Genomic DNA, 17,433 nt, shown 5'->3' with positions numbered 1-17,433 from the left:
GAAGCGCATGGTGCATGTCCGCCGTGGACGTCTGGCAGGTCCTGCACCGCAACACCGGCGCGTCATCCGCCCGCGATGGTTGCTGGCGTAAGATGAAGGGATCGCTGAACTTGGCGCGCCGCGCAACGGCCGCCGGCTCAGCCAACGGAAACACATGTCGAACTTCGAGGGGACCACAGGCCTGCGGGCCAGCACCATGACTGAATCAGCAAACGGCAGGCGGCGGCTCAACACGGGCGAAGGCAGCCCGGGGGAATTTCCCCATTCCCTTCCCGGCATCCGCACTGAAGTGGTCCTTTTCGAGAACTCTGACCAGATGGTTCAATCCCTCGGCAGCCACGATGAGGCCTTGAGGTTCATCGAGGAGCAGTTCCCGGACGTCAACTTCCATGCGCGCGGCAACGAGCTTTCCATCAGCGGCCCCAGCAGTGATGTTCCACGGATCATGCGGCTCCTCCAGGAAGTGCGCGGTCTGGTGGCCCGAGGCACTGTCATCACGCCGGCTGTCCTGCAGCAGCTCGCGGCGCTCCTGCGCACCCAGTCCCTGCAGAACCCGGTGGACGTACTGACCCACGACATCCTCTCCAGCCGCGGCAGGACCATCCGCCCTAAAACGCTCAACCAAAAGAATTATGTCGACTCCATCGATGCCAACACGGTCATCTTCGGCATCGGCCCTGCCGGTACCGGCAAGACCTACCTCGCCATGGCCAAAGCTGTCCAGGCGCTGCAGCAAAAAGAGGTCAGCCGCATCATCCTTACCCGGCCGGCCGTAGAGGCGGGGGAGCGGCTGGGCTTCCTTCCGGGGACGCTGAGCGACAAGATCGACCCCTACCTGCGTCCGCTGTACGACGCCCTCCACGACATGATGGACCCGGAGTCCATTCCGCGGCTGATGGCCGCCGGAAGCATCGAAGTGGCACCGCTGGCCTACATGCGCGGACGGACCCTCAATGACGCCTTCATCATCCTCGACGAGGCACAGAACACCACGCCGGAACAGATGAAGATGTTCCTCACCAGGCTCGGTTTCGGCTCGAAGATGGTGGTCACCGGGGACGTCACCCAGGTGGATCTGCCGTTCGGTACGCGGTCGGGGCTGCGCATCGTGGAGGAAATCCTGCAGGGCATTGAGGGCGTCGACTTCTCCGTCCTGGACGCCGCCGACGTCGTCCGGCACAGGCTCGTGGGGGACATCGTCAATGCCTACAGCCTCTGGGATGAAGTCCAGCGGAACAGGGTCAAGCACTCAGCAAGCAGGGAAAAGCGGGGGGAACACGCGTGAGTATTGAGGTGAACAACGAATCCGGCGTCCAGGTGGAGGAAGCCGAACTTGTTGCATTGTCGCGCTACATCTTCGAGCAGCTCTACATCCACCCCCAGGCCGAACTGTCCATCCTCCTGGTGGACGAACCGGCAATGGAAAAGCTGCACATCGAGCTGATGGACGAGCCGGGTGCCACCGATGTCCTGTCCGTACCCATGGATGAGCTCACGCCGGGAACCCCGGACCGGCCCACGCCGCAGGGGATGCTGGGGGACATCGCGATCTGCCCGCAGGTTGCCAAGGTGCAGGCCAAAAACGCCGGCCACTCCCTGCAGGACGAAATGCTGCTGCTGACCACCCACGGAATCCTGCACCTCCTCGGTTACGACCATGCCGAACCGGAAGAGAAAGCGGAGATGTTCGGGCTTCAGCGGGAACTGCTGTCCGGCTTCACCGGCAAAGAAGCACCCGCCGAGACAACCCAGTGACGCAACTGCTCCTGGTCGCGATGGCATTGGTGTTCCTCGCCGTCGCGGCAGTGCTGACGGCGGCGGAAGCAGCTTTCAGCTTCCTTCCGCGCCACGACGCCGAACAGGCCCTGCTGAGAAGCCGCGGGACTGCCATGCGCCGGATCCTCGCCCAGCCGGTAGCCCACACCCGGGCACTCCGGTTCTGGCGGGTCTGGTTCGAGATGGCGTCCGCCGTGGCCGTCGCGGTCGTCGTTTCGAGCCTGCTGGACAACGTCTGGCTGGCGGGACTGGTAGCCACCGGCATCATGGCACTGCTGGGATTCGTCATCGTGGGTGTTTCGCCGCGGCAGCTTGGCCGGCTCCATTCCACGGCCGTCGTCCGCTTCACCGCGCCGATGGTCCGCTTCCTGACCAGCATCCTCGGACCCATCCCCGGCTGGCTCGTGGCACTGGGCAGCTCTGCAGCTCCCGGCGCACCCGGGGGAGATGACGCGTTCTTCAGCGAGCAGGAATTCCGTGAGCTCCTGGACCGGGCCAGCGAATCGGACATGATCGAGGACACCGAAGCTGAAATGATCCAGTCCGTCTTCGATTTCGGCGATACCCTCGTCCGCGCCGTCATGGTGCCCAGAACGGACATCGTCAGCATCGACGCCGGCTCCAGTCTCCGCCAGGCCATGTCCCTGTTCCTGCGCTCCGGCTATTCCCGAATCCCCGTCATCAGCGAAAACACTGACCACATCCTGGGCATCGTCTACCTCAAGGACGTTGCTGCGGCTATCCACCAGCTGGCCGCGGACGAGGAGCAACCGGTAGTGGAAGCCCTGGCCCGCGAGGTGCGGTATGTGCCCGAATCCAAGCCCGTCAGCGACCTCCTCCGTGAGCTCCAGAAGGAATCCACGCACGTAGCCATCGTGATCGATGAGTACGGCGGCACTGCCGGCCTGGTCACCCTTGAGGACCTGATCGAGGAAATTGTTGGGGAAATCGTCGATGAATATGACACCGAGAGCGCCGAAGCGGTCGCGCTGGGGGACGGCTCCTACCGTGTCAGCGCGCGGATGGGCATCGATGACCTTGGTGAGCTGTTCGATCTCGAGCTCGACGACGACGAGGTTGACACCGTGGGTGGCCTCCTCGCCAAGGCCCTGGGCCGGGTTCCCATCGTGGGAAGCAGCGTGGAGGTGCAGGGCGTGTCGCTGCGCGCCGACCGGCTTGAAGGCCGCCGGAACCGGGTCAGCCACATCATTGCGGCTCCGGTACCAAGAGTAGAGACTGACCTTGAAGGCCTCCTGGAAGAGGCCGAAGCAACCCAGCAGGGAGTTCCCCGTGAGCAAGAAAAATAAGGATGCAGCCGCCGAGGACTTTGGCGGTTTCCGCGCCGGTTTCTCGGTCCTCGTCGGACGGCCCAATGCGGGCAAGTCCACGTTGACGAACGCGCTGGTCGGCAAGAAAGTGGCCATCACATCTGCGAAGCCGCAAACGACGCGCCATACCATCAGGGGCATCGTCCACCGCGAGGACGCCCAGCTGATCCTGGTGGACACCCCGGGCCTGCACCGCCCGCGCACCCTCCTCGGCAAACGCCTCAATGACCTTGTCGCCGACACGCTGTCCGAGGTTGACGCCATCGGATTCTGCCTTCCGGCCAACGAAAAGATCGGCCCCGGCGACAAGTTCATCGCAGCGCAGCTGGCCGCTGTGGGACGCAAGCCCGTCGTGGCCATCGTGACGAAGGCGGACCTGGTGGACCGCCAGCAGCTGACGGAGCAGCTCCTCGCCGTCGCCGCGCTCGGACGCGAAGTCATGGGGGATGATGGCTGGAAAGACATTGTCCCTGTCTCGGCAAGTGACGGCTTCCAGGTGGAAACGGTGGCCGACGTGCTGATCAGTCACATGCCTCCGTCGCCGCCGCTGTACCCGGACGGCGAACTGACGGACGAACCTGAAGCCGTGATGGTGGCGGAGCTGATCCGCGAAGCTGCGCTGGAAGGCGTCCGGGACGAACTTCCCCATTCCCTGGCCGTGGTGGTCGAGGAGATCGTTCCCCGGGAGGACCGTCCCGAGGACAACCCCATGCTGGACGTGCGCGTCAACCTCTACGTGGAGCGTCCCTCGCAAAAGGCCATCATCATCGGTAAGGGCGGGAGCCGGCTGCGGGAAGTGGGCACCAACGCCCGCAAGGGCATCGAAGCACTCCTGGGCACCCGGATCTATCTTGACCTCCACGTCAAGGTGGCGAAGGACTGGCAGCGCGACCCGAAACAGCTCGTCAAACTGGGTTTCTAACCCTTAGCGGTCCCCAGGGGGCCGGCCCCTTAATTTACAGACTGGACCACTAAAATGGACCGGATTCGTCTTTAGAGGAAGGTTCACCACGTGGGTCGAGGCCGCGATACACGCGACAACGAGGCTGACTTGTCTGCCGGACCGGGACCGGTGTCCCGGCACGCCAATGGCACCGGCCTGGGAGCGGCGCGCCATTTAGGAACCTTCCGTGGGATGCCGGTGTGGTTAAAGGCCATCACCGCCGTGGTGGCCGTGGTTCTCGTGGCCGGCATAGCATTTGCCGGGTTCTGGTTCTTTCGTCTGCAAAACAACCTTTCCAAGGCGCCCTTGAACGCCGGGGGTGAGGGCACGGAGTCACCGGTGAGCGACGCCACGGGCCGGATTCAGATCCTGATCCTTGGCTCGGACACGCGTGATGGCAAGAACTCCGAATACGGAACTGCTGATGATTCCACCGGCTACGGCAAGTCCGACGTGATGATGCTGATGGATATCTCCGAGGACAACAAGCGCGTCAACGTCATCAGCTTTCCCCGGGACCTGCTGGTGGACATCCCCGATTGCAAGGACAGGAAGACCAACAAGGATTTCCCCGCCCGCACCGGTGTCATGATCAACGAGGCCATGAGCGAGGCGGGCATCGGCTGCGCCGTGGACACCGTCAACAAGCTCACGGGCATGCAGGTGGACCACTTCATGATGGCCGACTTCAACGCCGTGAAGGAGCTTTCCAACGCGGTGGGCGGTGTGGACGTCTGCATCACCGACGCCGTCTACGACCCCGACTCCCGGCTGCGGCTGCCCGCGGGGACATCATCGGTCCAGGGGGAGATGGCCCTTGCCTTCCTCCGCGCCCGCCATGCATATGCCGACGGCGGCGACCTGGGCCGCATCAAGGCCCAACAGAGCTTCCTGTCCTCACTGACGCGGAAGATCAAGGACGAGGGCACGTTATCCGACCCCGCCAGGATGCTGAAGATCGCCGACGTCGTCACCCAGAACCTCACGGTTGACGACGGGCTCGCTTCCATCCCGACACTGCTGACCATCGGCAACCGGCTCAAGGACATCGACATCAGCAAGGTCGCATTCGTGGCAGTCCCGACTACGCCGGCACCCGTCGACCCTAACCGGCTGGTGATCGCCGAACCCGCAGGCGCACAGCTTTTTTCGGCCATGCGCAAGAACGTGGACCTGACGGACCCCACCGCGCCCACCACGCCGGCACCCAGTGAAACGGCGGCGCCGTCCGCGGAGCCCACCGAAACTGCAGTCCCTGCGCCCACGTACAACAAGGCCATCCAGCCCGTCACCGTCGCCAACGGAAGCGGCGTTGCGGGCCGGGCCCAGGAACTCGTCCAGGCCCTGGTGACCGGCGGCTTCACCCAGACCGGCCAGTTCATCGCGCAGCCGGTGGCCAAGACGGCGGTGTACTACGGTAACGGCTTCGCCGACGTGGCCACGGACGTCGCAGCCCTGCTGGGCATTCCGGCGACCCTGATGATCCCGGCACCCGCTGTCACGGGCGTGCAGGTGTATGTGGGCAGCGACTTCACCACCGGGACCACGTTCGGAGCAGGAACCGGTGGCGGCGCAGCTGCCCTGCCGGAGGACATCGTCAACCAAACCGCGGGGGACAAGGTCTGCCAGCAGGCCAACCCGGACCTGATCGTGCGGTAGTAACTGCTTTACACGAAAGGGCCCCGCCTTGCGGCGGGGCCCTTTGTGTATCCCGTTACCAGATGCTGACGCGTTCAGCGGGAGGCATCCACATGCCATCTTCCTCGCTGACATCAAACGCCTCGTGGAACGGATCCAGGTTCTTCGCGATGGCGTTGGTCCTGAACTCGTTGGGGGAGTGGGGATCGGTGGCTAACCGGCGGATGGCCTCTTCCTGCCGGATCACCTGGCGCCACCCCGCGGCCCAGGAGGCAAAAAACCGCTGCTGTCCGGTCAGGCCGTCAATGACCTCCGGCTCCTTGCCTTCCAGGCTGATCAGGTAGGCCTTGTAGGCGATCGTGAGCCCTGCCAGGTCTCCAATGTTTTCACCGAGGGTGAGGCGGCCGTTGACGTTATGCCCCGGGGCAGCGCCAGGTGAAAGGGCGTCGTACTGTGCCACGAGCCGGGCCGTCAGGGTTTCAAAGGCCTGGCGGTCCTGGTCCGTCCACCAGTTCCGCAAGGCCCCGCCGCCGTCGAACTGTGAGCCCTGGTCATCGAAACCGTGCCCGATCTCGTGGCCGATCACCGCGCCGATGCCACCGTAGTTCACGGCGTCATCGGCCTCTGCCGTGAAGAATGGCGGCTGCAGGATTGCTGCCGGGAACACAATCTCATTCATCATGGGGTGGTAATAGGCGTTGACCGTCTGCGGCGTCATCAACCACTTGTTCCGGTCCACCGGCTTGCCCACCTCGTCCAGGTGCCTGTCGACGTCGGCGTTGTGCGCCCGCTCCACGTTGCCCAGGAGATCGTCGGGCTCAATCACCACCGCCGAGTAGTCAATCCACTCGTCGGGGTAGCCGATCTTGGCGCGGAAGGCCTCAAGCTTGCGCAACGCCTCCGCTTTGGTGTCCTCGCCCATCCACGACACATCCGTGATGCTGCGGCGGTAGGCCTCGATGAGGTTTGCCACCAGAGTCTGCATCCGTTCCTTGTGTGTCTCAGGAAAGTGCCGGGCAACGTAAATCTGTCCCACAGCCTCGCCCAGGGCGGCTTCCACTACTGCAACCCCGCGCTTCCACCGGTCCTTGTTCCGCGGGGTGCCGCTGAGGGTGGTGCCGTAGAACGCAAAGCTGGCGTCCACGAAGGCAGCGGACAAATACGGGGCTGCAGCACTGACAACGCGCATCGCCAGCCATTCCTGCCACGTGGACAGCGGCACGGAGTCGAGCAGCCCCGCGGCGCCGGCAAAGAAATCGGGGGTGCTCACCACGATCTCCGCGCGCTTGTCCTCGCCGATGCCGGCCGCCTCGAACCAGACGGGCAGGAGCGGGAACAGCGCGGCTGCCTCGTCCGCAGTCCGAAGGTTGTACGTCTTTTGCGGATCGCGCAGGGTGACGTTGTCCCAATGGTGCGAGGCGAGCTTGGATTCCAGGTCCACCACACGGCCGGCTGCCCCACGGGGATCCGGAAGCCCAGCGAGCCCGAACATCTTTTCCACGTGCGCCGTGTAGGCCGACACGATAGGTGCGAACTTCTCCTCGCGGTAGTAGGACTCGTCCGGAAGGCCAAGGCCACCCTGTCCCGTGTAGAGCAGGACCCGGTCAGGGTTTCCGGCGTCCGGGGCGGGATAAATGTAGAAGAGGCCTCCCACGTCCGCCCGGAACAGCCGGCCGGCGAGGGCCAGGAGGGCCGACGGGGAGCCGGTGGCGAAAACCTCCGCGAGCCGCTCCCGGATAGGTTCCATGCCCTTTCCTTCAACTGCGGCTTCGTCCATGAAGCTGTTGTAAAGGTCACCGATCTTTCGTTCGATGCCGCTGGCCTCCGCGCCTTTGGCGGCCGCTTCTTCGATGATGTCGCGGACTGCTATTTCCGATCCGTCACGGAGGGCGGTGAAGGTTCCTTCAAGGGGCCGGTCATCGGGAATTTCGGTTGCCTTCAGCCACGCGCCGTTGACGTGCTGGTAGAGGTCGTCCTGCGGCCGGACTGTGTGATCAAAGGTGGACAGGTCGATCCCCGATATGGGCACTGAAAACTCCTTTTGCTGGGATGCCGCAGCCGGCCGAAAACCGGGGGCGTCTGCATGCTGGACTTTACGGACGGTAGTGCCCTTTCATCTTACGCACCCGTGTTACCCTCAAAAGGTGCGTGCAGAGCTCCTTCTTCTTAGCTGCCGCGGCGAGGCCACAGGCGCGATCCAGCGCTAGGCCCACCCTCGCTGCGGAGTTTGTGTTGCCCGGCCACCCTTTCAAAGAAGAACCACAGAAAAGGCCCCGATAAGTAATGCGAAACGCACAGAAGCCCTCAGGAATGCCGTTCCACCGCTACACGCCCTTCCAGGACCAGATCAAGGTCGAACTGCCCGACCGCACATGGCCGGACAAGGTCATCACCAAAGCGCCGCGCTGGTGTGCGGTGGACCTGCGTGACGGCAACCAGGCGCTGATCGACCCCATGAGCCCGGCCCGCAAGATGAAGATGTTCGACCTGCTGGTCCGCATGGGCTACAAGGAGATCGAGGTCGGATTCCCGTCCGCGTCGCAGACGGACTTCGATTTCGTCCGCCAGCTCATCGAGGGCAACCACATCCCGGACGACGTCACCATCCAGGTCCTGACCCAGGCCCGCGAACACCTGATTGAGCGGACCTACGAATCCCTCGTCGGCGCCAAGCAGGCCATCGTCCACCTCTATAACTCCACCTCCGTGCTGCAGCGCCGTGTGGTCTTCAACCAGGACGAGGACGGAATCCTGGACATCGCCCTGCAGGGTGCCCGCCTGTGCAAGAAGTACGAGGAAACCCTGGCGGACACGCACGTGACCTATGAGTACTCACCGGAGTCCTTCACCGGCACCGAACTGGAGTACGCCGTACGCGTCTGCAACGCCGTCGCCGACGTCTTCGAAGCCTCTGCGGACCGCCAGGTCATCATCAACCTCCCGGCCACCGTTGAAATGGCAACCCCCAATGTCTACGCCGATTCCATCGAGTGGATGAGCCGGCACCTGCACCCCCGCGAGGGCATCATCCTGTCCCTGCACCCGCACAACGACCGCGGCACCGGCGTCGCGGCCGCCGAGCTGGGCTACATGGCCGGTGCCGACCGCATCGAAGGCTGCCTGTTCGGCAACGGGGAACGTACCGGCAACGTGGACCTGGTCACCCTGGGCCTGAACCTGTTCGTCCAGGGCATCGACCCCATGATCGACTTCTCAAACATCGATGACATCCGCCGCACGGTGGAATACTGCAACCAGCTGCCGGTCCCGGAACGTTCCCCGTATGGCGGCGACCTCGTGTTCACCGCGTTTTCGGGATCGCACCAGGACGCCATCAAGAAGGGCTTCGAAGCCCTGGAGCGGGACGCCGCCGCAGCCGGCAAGGCGGTGGACGACTTCACCTGGCAGGTCCCGTACCTGCCCGTGGACCCCAAGGACCTCGGCCGCAGCTACGAGGCCGTGATCCGTGTGAATTCCCAGTCCGGCAAGGGCGGCGTGGCTTACCTGTTGAAGAACGAGCACAGCCTGGACCTGCCGCGCCGTGCGCAGATCGAGTTCTCCGGCGTCATCCAGCGCCGCACCGACACCGTGGGCGGGGAGGTCAGCGGGGCGCAGCTCTGGCAGATCTTCCAGGACGAATACCTGCCGTCCGGGCAGGCCGACGGCCAGTGGGGCCGCTACTCGCTGGGCGCGGTCAAAACCGAAACGGATGACGACGGCGGCATGACGCTGCACGCCTCCCTCACCATTGACGGTGCCCAGGTCAGCCGTACCGGCACGGGCAATGGCCCGATTGCCGCCCTGCTGAACATCCTCCACGAGGACGGGGTTGATGTCCGGGTGCTGGATTACAGTGAGCACGCCCTGTCCGAGGGCGGCAACGCCATGGCGGCCGCCTACGTCGAATGTGCGGTAGGGGAGCGGGTCCTGTGGGGCGTCGGCATCGACGCCAACACCAGCATGTCCTCGCTGAAGGCCGTTATCTCGGCCGTGAACCGCGCCATCCGGGACGCGCAGTCCTGACGTCCGTGAGCTGTGCCGCCGGTCCTGCCGGCGGCACAGCTGTATCGGCGGCAGCGACGTGCCGGTCAGGATGGGAAGATAGAGCGTGGCCCAACACTCTTTTGCCTCCCGGGCATACCGGGACGACGCTGTGGTGCTGCGCACCCACAAGCTGGGCGAGGCGGACAGGATCATCACGCTCCTGACAAAGCACCACGGCCAGGTCCGTGCCGTTGCCAAAGGCGTGCGGCGCACCAGCAGCCGTTTCGGGGCCCGGCTCGAACCCTTCATGGTGGCGGACCTGCAGCTGGTGTCAGGCCGGACGCTGGACATCGTCACCCAGGCCGTGGCCAAAGGTGCGTACGGCGGCAGCATCGCGGCGGACTACGGCCGGTACACCGTTGCCGCGGCCATGACGGAAACAGCCGAGAAGCTCACGGACGTGGACGGGGAGGCAGGCACCGCCCAGTACAACCTGTTGGTGGGCGCCCTTGCGGCCTTGAGCCGCGACGAACACGCGCCCGGCCTCATCCTGGATTCCTACCTGCTCCGTGCCCTGGCCACCGGTGGCTGGGCGCCCAGCTTCACCGACTGCGCCCGCTGCGGCCTGCCGGGGCCGCACTCGGCCTTCTCCGCCCCTCTCGGTGGAATGGTGTGTGGTGGCTGCCGGCCGCCCGGTTCACCGGCACCCGCCCCGGAAACAGTCTCCCTTCTGGCGGCATTGCTGACCGGAGACTGGGGGACGGCCGATGCGTCGCTTCCCCAGCACCGGAAGGAAGCTGGGGGCCTGGTGGCTGCATACCTGCAATGGCATCTTGAACGAGTCCTGAAATCCCTCAAGCATGTGGAGCGTACCTGACAGTGGTCCTGGGGAAAAAGAACAGTCCTGCCCGCAAACGCACTCATCCTGTGGTGCCGCCCTACCCGCACCCGTCAGGTGCGGCGGCGCCTTCCATACCGGCGGAATTCATTCCCCGGCACGTCGCCATCGTGATGGACGGCAATGGCCGCTGGGCCAACCAGCGCGGCCTGCCGCGGATTGAGGGCCACAAGGCCGGGGAGCCTGCCCTCCTGGACGTCATGGCCGGCGCCATCGAACTGGGGATCGAATACGTCACCGTATACGCCTTCTCCACGGAAAACTGGCGCAGGTCCCCGGAAGAGGTGCGCTTCCTGATGGGATTTAACAAGGATGTGCTACGCCGGCAACGCAACCAGCTGGATGACTGGGGCGTTCGCGTCCGCTGGGCCGGGCGGCGTCCCCGGCTTTGGGGGTCGGTCATCCGTGAGCTGGAGGAAGCGGAGGAGTTCACCGCCGCGAACACCACCTGTAATTTGACCATGTGTGTTAATTACGGCGGGCGGGCCGAGATCACCGACGCGGTCTCCGCGATTGCCGCCGATGTGGCAGCGGGCAGGCTCAAGCCGGGCGCCATCACTGAGCGAACCATCCAGAAATACCTCGATGAACCCGACCTGCCGGACGTGGACCTGTTCCTGCGCAGTTCCGGGGAGCAGAGGTTGTCCAACTTCCTGCTTTGGCAGTCCGCCTACGCGGAATTCGTCTTCATGGACACGCTTTGGCCGGACGTGGACCGGCGAACGCTCTGGGCCGCCGTCGAGGAATATGCCCGCCGGGACCGCCGCTACGGGGGTGCCGTCGATGCTGCGGCACCGGCTGCAGGCGCCGGGCCGGATCCCTCCGGGGCTTAGCCTCGCCGGGCCGCATGGGACCCGGTGTCATGCGCTGCCGCCGGGCGCCGCGCCGGCCAAGCTGCCGTAGGCGCCAAGCCAGCGTGCCAGGCGTGCGTAGGCGTCTGCGCGGACCGGCCCGGGGGAGAGGAAGACGTCGTGGAGGGCACCGTCGATCCGTTCCACGGTGACGGTCCGGCCCAACGTCAAGGCGCGCACCCCGATGATGTTAACGTCCAGGACGGCGTCGGTCCGCCGCATCTCCTCCGACCAGAGAAGGCCATTCGCACTGCCCTTGGACAGCAGGACCAGAATCGGCGCGTCGATCTCCAGGCCCCGGGCCACCCGTGCGTGCCCGGCAAGTACTGCCCTCAGCCAGCCGGCGCGCACCGGAAAGGCCATCCGCGGGCGGTAGCGCTCATCAAGCGGCCACTCGCCGTCGGCGGCACTGCTGATGGTTCGCCAGTAGTGGCCACGCTCGGGCAGGCGGAGGACTGCCTCGGGCCGGAAGCGGGCCACGGGCCGCACCATGCTGGACGCGGCGCGGCGCACCAGGGAACTTCCGTGCATCTCCAGCCACGGGCTGTTGAGGACCAGCTGGGACACGGTCCCGGGGTGGCGGCTCGTCCAGAGGGCGGCGACCAGACCGCCGGTTGAATGGCCCATCAGGGTTACCGGGTGCGGGCCGCTTTCCCCGGCGATCAGGCGGCAGGCCTCCTTGATCTCGGCGTCGTAGGCGGCCAGGTCAGCGACGTATCCGCCGGGCGATTCGGGGCGCAGGCTCCGTCCGTGGTTATGCATATCCAAGGCATAGAAGTGGTAGCCGGCCGCGGCCCAGAACCGCGCCAGGTCCACGTTGAAGAAGTAGTCGCTCCAGCCGTGGAGGAACAACACGGCGCGGTGGCCATGGGCAGGAGAGGGCTGGGTGCCGGCCGGACGGAGCCGGACCAGGGTGGCCGTGCGTTCCACTCCGTCCGACCCTCTCGCAGTGAAGGCGTGGGACTGGAACTCCCCGCCCAGAATGTCCGGCTGCCACTCCATGTCCTCATGCTAATCCGGCTGCAACCGGCGGTGCCGGGCCAGGACGCCCGTTTTCGCTGCGCCGTTTTGGTTTGGAGCCCGCGAGACGGAAAACTAGTGCCATGCGCGTTTATCCCACTTTCTTCAGGCTTGCCTTTTCATGGATGGACGCAGAACGCGCCCATAAAATCGGGTTCAAGGGCATCAGGCTGGCGCATGCTTCGGGGGCCGGAAAGCTCCTGCAGAAGCTGACCGCACCGGCCCCGTCGTTGCAGACCACCGCATTCGGTGTGACTTTTCCGTCGCCGTTCGGGCTGGCCGCCGGGTTCGACAAGGAAGGGCACGGCATCGAGGCCCTGACGGAACTGGGATTCGGCCACGTAGAGGTGGGCACCATCACCGGGCAGGCCCAGCCGGGCAACGACAAGCCCCGTCTCTTCCGCCTGGTCCAGGACCGCGCGGTCATCAACCGGATGGGATTCAACAACGACGGCGCCTCCGCAGTGGCGCCGCGCCTGAAGGCAGCGCGCGCGGCGCTTCAGCGCAGGTACCCCGGGGTGCGGCCGGTCATTGGCGTTAACATCGGCAAGACGAAAGCGGTGGAGCTCGCCGATGCGGTGGACGACTACCTCATCAGCGCGCGCAGCCTGGCGCCGGCCGCCGACTACCTGGTGGTCAACGTCAGCTCGCCCAACACCCCCGGGCTGCGGCTGCTCCAGGACGTTGAAACCCTCCGTCCCCTGCTCACCGCAGTGGGCGAAGAGGCGGACCGTGCCGCCGGACGGCATGTGCCCCTGCTGGTGAAGATCGCCCCGGATCTCAGTGACGAGGACATCGACGACGTCGCCAGGCTTGCGCTGGACCTGAAGCTGGATGGCATCATTGCCACGAACACCACGATCGCCAGGACCGGGCTGGCCTCACCAGCGGCCGACGTGGAGAAATGCGGGGCGGGTGGACTGTCCGGGGCGCCGTTGAAACAGCGCTCCCTCGAGGTCCTGCAGCGGCTGAAGAAGGCCACGGGCGATCAATTGGTGCTCGTGGCCGTGGGTGGGGTGGAATCGGCACGGGACGTCCAGGAAAGGCTGGACGCCGGCGCCACCCTGGTCCAGGGCTACACAGCTTTCCTGTATGAGGGACCGTTCTGGGCGGCCCGGATCAACCGGCAGCTGGCGAGGAACCGCCGCGCCTGACAATGCACAACGAGCCCCGGCGGTACTACCGCCGGGGCTCGTTGTTTCAATGCTGCCGGGATTCTTCCCCGGAGGACGTCAGGCCGGATACTGCCCGCGCTTCACCTGGGGCTTGGGCAGGCGCAGCTTGCGGAACTGCAGGGAACGCATGGAGCCGTACCAGACCGTGCCGCGCTCAACCTCGCCGAACTTTTCGGCCAGCCGCTTCCGGAGCTTGCGGGACAGGATGAAGGCATCAACGAACACTGCCAGGAACATGACCCAGAAAGCGCCGAGAACGTAGATCATCATGTCGCTGGAAGCCGGGACCACCAGGGACACCAGCACGAAGACCAAGGCACCGAACATCAGGTACTCACCAAGATTGAAGCGCGCGTCCACGTAGTCGCGCGCAAACCGCTTCTGGGGACCCTTGTCCCGCAGCGGCAGGAACTTCTCGTCGCCGGTGTCCAATGCGCGGCGCATCTTCAGGCGCTGGTCCTGAACGGCCTGGCGTTCGGCAGCCTTGGAGGCCTTGCGGTCCTCGGGCACCAGCGGGCGCTTGCGGGCAGCCTCCTGCGCCTTGCGGGTGGGAGTGGGTGCGCCTTTGCCTGCGGAGCTGCCCTGCCGGGCCGCCGCCTCTGGAGCTTGCTGGTCTACTGTTGCCTGCGCCGAGGGCGCTTCTTTTCTACGTCCGAACACCTGAACAGAATACCTTGCGGACGGCAGCCGGTGGCCTGCGTCCGGCCCGCCTTCGGCTCCGGCGCAATGTGACGCAGGTAATGTTTTCGCCATGACTTCATCATCGGCGGACACCCCGCTCATTTCCCCGGGTCCGTCCGGCTCCCGTCCCGACGGAAGCCGGACGGACGACCTTCGCTCGGCCGTCGACCGTTCCTTTGACCAAACCCTCGCCCAGCTGAAGGAACTGGTTGCCATCCCCGGCATCGCCTGGCCAAGTTTTAACCGGGCACCGCTCGAGCAAAGCGCCGAGGCCGTCGCCGGCCTGCTGCGCGCGGCAGGACTTGCCGAGGTGCAGATCCTGGGCTGTGACAAGCCGGACGGCACGCCCGGCGGGCCCGCCGTCGTCGCCCGCCGCCCTGCTGCGCCGGGCAAACCGACCATCCTCCTCTACGCACACCACGACGTCCAGCCCGTGGGCGACGAAGCCCTCTGGGACTCACAACCGTTTGCCGCCGTCGAAAAGGACGGCCGGCTCTACGGGCGCGGCGCGGCGGATGACAAGGCCGGGATCATGGCGCACGTGGCCGCGTACGCCGCGGTTTCGGAGGTCCTTGCCGGCTCCCTGGGGTTGGGCGTGACCTTCTTCATTGAGGGGGAAGAAGAAGCGGGGTCGCCTACTTTCCGGCCCTTCCTGGAAGCGAACCGCGAACTGCTCCGGGCCGACGTCATCGTCGTCGCCGACTCAAGCAACTGGAAGGTGGGGATTCCGGCCCTGACCACCAGCCTGCGCGGGCTCGTGGACGGCGTCATTGAGGTGCAGGTCCTGGAACATGCCGTCCACTCCGGCATGTACGGCGGACCGGTCCTTGATGCGCCCACCCTTCTGTCCCGCCTGATTGCCACCTTCCACGACGACGAAGGGAACGTTGCCATCGAAGGGCTTGTGGCTACGGATTCCGCCGCCGTCGACGTGCCCGAGGCCGACTTCCGGGCGGACGCTTCCGTGCTGGACGGGGTTCGCCTGGCGGGGTCGGGCAGCATAGCATCGCGGCTGTGGACCAAGCCTGCGTTGTCGATCATCGGTTTCGACGCGCCTGCCGTGGAGGTTGCATCCAACACCCTGCTGCCGCGAGCCCGGGCCAAATTCAGCCTCCGGCTGGCGCCCGGCCAGGTGCCGGCCGACGTCATGGAAGCGGTCCGCCGGCATGTGGAAGCCAACGCGCCCTTCGGCGCCAAAGTCGTCTTCACGCCAGGGGAGGCCGGCAACCCGTTCCAAACAGATACCTCGTCCGCGGCTGCAGTGCTGGCCATGCGGGCTTTGGGGGAGGCGTGGGGCGTCCCGGCTGTGGAGACCGGGATTGGCGGTTCCATACCGTTCATTGCGGATCTGACGGAGCTGTATCCGGACGTCCAGATCCTGGTGACCGGCGTCGAGGATCCCGACTCCCGTGCCCACAGCGCCAACGAATCCCTGCACATCGGTGATTTCCGCAACGCGATCCTGGCCGAGGCGCTGCTTCTCGCCGGGCTCAATGACGAAGGGCTCTGAAACAGCGTCCTGCGGATGCCCTTTCCAGGGAACAACCAGGACGCTTTGCGGGTTACGTCAGCAGTTAGAGCTACAGGACTGCCGCGCGTAGCATGTAGCTATAGCCCATACCGTATCCGTAGGGGCAGGCGCCGTCAGAGCGGCGCCGCCAGACCGTCCTAAGAAGGTAGGCCAATGAGCACCGCAACCAACGAAAACAGCACCGCCGCCACCGCGGCCAGTGAGGAACTGCCCGTTCACGAGGTCAACCTGACCGATGTAGCTGCAGGCAAAGTACGCAGCCTCCTCGAACAGGAAGGCCGCACGGACCTTCGCCTCCGCGTCGCCGTGCAGCCGGGCGGCTGCTCGGGGCTGATCTACCAGCTCTACTTCGACGAACGGCTCCTTGATGGTGACGCCGTGCGCGATTTCGACGGCGTCGAGGTGGTCGTGGACAAGATGAGCGTGCCGTACCTCAGCGGTGCCAGCATCGACTTCGAGGACACCATCTCGAAGCAGGGCTTCACCATCGACAACCCGAACGCCGGCGGCTCCTGCGCCTGCGGCGATTCGTTCCACTAAGCCGGTTATTTCGTCCGATGCCCGCGCCGGGCTTCCTGCCGTGAAAAACGGCATGGAGGCTCGGCGCCGACATGTGGGCGAAACGCCCGGCGGAGCGGTAAGCTCTACACCGAGTAGTAAAACTTTTAGTGTGCCCGGGGCCGCCGATGGCTGCCCGGACAACAGCAACAAGTAGGAAGGGCCGTCTGTGAGTTCGCAGAACCGAACCGGCAGCCGACGCAAAACGATCACCACGATCTCAAGCTTGGCTATTGCCGGCGCGTTGGTTTTGACCGGATGTTCGCCAGAGGTAGAGAAGGGGTGGCTGCCCACTGAACGTGGGACCACCAGCAACACCGACCGCATCATGGACCTCTGGGTCAACTCATGGATTGCCGCCCTGGTCGTGGGCATCATTACCTGGGGCCTGATCGTCTGGTGCCTGGTTGCCTACCGCCGCCGCAAGGGCACCGTCGGCTTCCCCCGGCAGACCAGCTTCAACCTCCCGCTGGAGGTCTTCTACCTGACGATCCCGCTGTTCATGGTCCTGGTGTTCTTCTACTTCACCGACCGCGACCAGCAGGCCATCGACGACCGCTCCCAGCCGGCCGACGTCGTCGTCGACGTCCGCGGCAAGCAGTGGGCATGGGACTTCAACTACAAGTCCGGCGACGTGATCAAGGAAGACCTGCACGAAGCCGGCGTCCAGGCGCACCTCACCGGCAACACCATCGACAAGGAACAGCTCCCCACGCTGTACTTGCCGGTCAACAAGTCCGTTGACCTTGAGCTCAACGCCCGCGACGTTATCCACTCCTTCTGGGTTCCCGCCTTCCTGCAGAAGCGCGACATGATCCCCGGGAAGACCAACTACATCAGGTTCACCCCCACCAAGGAGGGAACCTACGACGGCAAGTGTGCCGAACTCTGCGGCGAGTACCACTCCGAAATGCTGTTCCGCGTCAAGGTGGTGTCGGAATCAGAATTCCAGACGCACATGGACCAGCTCAAGGCTGAAGGCAACACCGGCCTGCTTGGCGTGGAGTACGACCGCAACCCGAACCTGAACGAAACCAAGTAAGGGGAGCG

At 65.1% G+C, this 17,433-nt stretch carries 15 protein-coding genes; 12 read left to right on the top strand and 3 right to left on the bottom strand.

The window, feature by feature from the left end:
• Positions 1-196 precede the first annotated feature (196 nt).
• The 5 genes from AC3IMC_RS02430 (at position 197) to AC3IMC_RS02410 (ending at position 5,706) form a co-directional block, all read left to right on the top strand.
• Positions 197-1,285 carry a PhoH family protein gene (locus AC3IMC_RS02430; protein WP_490916860.1) on the top strand — a complete coding sequence of 363 codons (1,089 nt, stop codon included), beginning with the start codon at positions 197-199 and terminating at the stop codon, positions 1,283-1,285.
• The gene (ybeY, locus tag AC3IMC_RS02425) at positions 1,282-1,755 is read left to right on the top strand and encodes an rRNA maturation RNase YbeY (RefSeq protein ID WP_221384949.1); all 474 of its coding nucleotides are present in this window, start codon (positions 1,282-1,284) and stop codon (positions 1,753-1,755) included. The genes AC3IMC_RS02430 and ybeY overlap by 4 nt, the downstream gene beginning before the upstream one ends.
• On the top strand, positions 1,752-3,083 hold the full coding sequence (locus AC3IMC_RS02420; RefSeq protein ID WP_490916859.1) for a hemolysin family protein: 1,332 nt from the start codon (positions 1,752-1,754) through the stop codon (positions 3,081-3,083). Before ybeY ends, AC3IMC_RS02420 begins: the two co-directional genes overlap by 4 nt.
• Positions 3,067-4,026 carry a GTPase Era gene (gene era, locus AC3IMC_RS02415; RefSeq protein ID WP_490916858.1) on the top strand — a complete coding sequence of 320 codons (960 nt, stop codon included), beginning with the start codon at positions 3,067-3,069 and terminating at the stop codon, positions 4,024-4,026. Before AC3IMC_RS02420 ends, era begins: the two co-directional genes overlap by 17 nt.
• A gap of 213 nt (positions 4,027-4,239) precedes the next feature.
• Positions 4,240-5,706, top strand: coding sequence for an LCP family protein (locus AC3IMC_RS02410; protein ID WP_490916857.1), 1,467 nt, complete (start codon positions 4,240-4,242; stop codon positions 5,704-5,706).
• A gap of 55 nt (positions 5,707-5,761) precedes the next feature.
• On the opposite strand, the gene AC3IMC_RS02405 is transcribed toward AC3IMC_RS02410, so the two are convergent.
• Positions 5,762-7,714: a M13 family metallopeptidase gene (locus AC3IMC_RS02405; protein WP_490916856.1), complete on the bottom strand. Its 1,953-nt coding sequence runs from the start codon at positions 7,712-7,714 to the stop codon at positions 5,762-5,764.
• A 254-nt stretch (positions 7,715-7,968) separates the two neighbouring features.
• Here AC3IMC_RS02405 and leuA point away from each other — a divergent pair, with 254 nt between their 5' ends.
• The 3 genes from leuA to AC3IMC_RS02390 all read left to right on the top strand — a co-directional run bounded on the left by leuA (position 7,969) and on the right by AC3IMC_RS02390 (position 11,400).
• On the top strand, positions 7,969-9,708 hold the full coding sequence (gene leuA / locus AC3IMC_RS02400; protein ID WP_490916855.1) for a 2-isopropylmalate synthase: 1,740 nt from the start codon (positions 7,969-7,971) through the stop codon (positions 9,706-9,708).
• 85 nt (positions 9,709-9,793) lie between these two features.
• Positions 9,794-10,546, top strand: coding sequence for a DNA repair protein RecO (gene recO / locus AC3IMC_RS02395; protein ID WP_490916854.1), 753 nt, complete (start codon positions 9,794-9,796; stop codon positions 10,544-10,546).
• 2 nt (positions 10,547-10,548) lie between these two features.
• Positions 10,549-11,400 (top strand): isoprenyl transferase, encoded by an 852-nt coding sequence (locus AC3IMC_RS02390; protein WP_490916853.1) that lies wholly within the window; start codon positions 10,549-10,551, stop codon positions 11,398-11,400.
• A gap of 27 nt (positions 11,401-11,427) precedes the next feature.
• Here the strand turns inward: AC3IMC_RS02390 and AC3IMC_RS02385 are convergent, their stop codons facing one another.
• Positions 11,428-12,420 (bottom strand): alpha/beta hydrolase, encoded by a 993-nt coding sequence (locus AC3IMC_RS02385; RefSeq protein WP_490916852.1) that lies wholly within the window; start codon positions 12,418-12,420, stop codon positions 11,428-11,430.
• 101 nt (positions 12,421-12,521) lie between these two features.
• Between AC3IMC_RS02385 and AC3IMC_RS02380 the strand changes: the two genes are divergently transcribed.
• Complete coding sequence (locus AC3IMC_RS02380; protein ID WP_490916851.1) at positions 12,522-13,592, top strand: quinone-dependent dihydroorotate dehydrogenase; 1,071 nt, start codon at positions 12,522-12,524, stop codon at positions 13,590-13,592.
• Between the two features lie 78 nt (positions 13,593-13,670).
• On the opposite strand, the gene AC3IMC_RS02375 is transcribed toward AC3IMC_RS02380, so the two are convergent.
• On the bottom strand, positions 13,671-14,273 hold the full coding sequence (locus AC3IMC_RS02375) for a DUF3043 domain-containing protein (protein ID WP_221384972.1): 603 nt from the start codon (positions 14,271-14,273) through the stop codon (positions 13,671-13,673).
• 91 nt (positions 14,274-14,364) lie between these two features.
• Between AC3IMC_RS02375 and AC3IMC_RS02370 the strand changes: the two genes are divergently transcribed.
• The 3 genes from AC3IMC_RS02370 to ctaC all read left to right on the top strand — a co-directional run bounded on the left by AC3IMC_RS02370 (position 14,365) and on the right by ctaC (position 17,425).
• A complete protein-coding gene (locus AC3IMC_RS02370) occupies positions 14,365-15,804 on the top strand; it encodes a dipeptidase (protein ID WP_490916850.1) in 1,440 nt (479 codons plus the stop codon).
• 174 nt (positions 15,805-15,978) lie between these two features.
• A complete protein-coding gene (locus AC3IMC_RS02365) occupies positions 15,979-16,365 on the top strand; it encodes a HesB/IscA family protein (protein WP_490916849.1) in 387 nt (128 codons plus the stop codon).
• A 187-nt stretch (positions 16,366-16,552) separates the two neighbouring features.
• Positions 16,553-17,425 (top strand): aa3-type cytochrome oxidase subunit II, encoded by an 873-nt coding sequence (gene ctaC, locus AC3IMC_RS02360; protein ID WP_221384977.1) that lies wholly within the window; start codon positions 16,553-16,555, stop codon positions 17,423-17,425.
• Positions 17,426-17,433 lie beyond the last annotated feature (8 nt).

Source organism: Arthrobacter sp. E70 (assembly GCF_058266945.1).
The sequence above is the reverse complement of the archived record's forward strand: the minus strand, read 5'-3'. Positions and strand labels throughout refer to the sequence as shown.

Bases quoted from the DNA above. Each gene is read 5' to 3' on its own strand.
- AC3IMC_RS02430 (WP_490916860.1), top strand. From the start codon at position 197: ATGACTGAATCAGCAAACGGCAGGCGGCGGCTCAACACGGGCGAAGGC.
- AC3IMC_RS02410 (WP_490916857.1), top strand. From the start codon at position 4,240: ATGCCGGTGTGGTTAAAGGCCATCACCGCCGTGGTGGCCGTGGTTCTC.
- leuA (WP_490916855.1), top strand. From the start codon at position 7,969: ATGCGAAACGCACAGAAGCCCTCAGGAATGCCGTTCCACCGCTACACG.
- AC3IMC_RS02385 (WP_490916852.1), bottom strand. From the start codon at position 12,420: ATGGAGTGGCAGCCGGACATTCTGGGCGGGGAGTTCCAGTCCCACGCC.
- AC3IMC_RS02380 (WP_490916851.1), top strand. From the start codon at position 12,522: ATGCGCGTTTATCCCACTTTCTTCAGGCTTGCCTTTTCATGGATGGAC.
- AC3IMC_RS02370 (WP_490916850.1), top strand. From the start codon at position 14,365: ATGACTTCATCATCGGCGGACACCCCGCTCATTTCCCCGGGTCCGTCC.
- AC3IMC_RS02365 (WP_490916849.1), top strand. From the start codon at position 15,979: ATGAGCACCGCAACCAACGAAAACAGCACCGCCGCCACCGCGGCCAGT.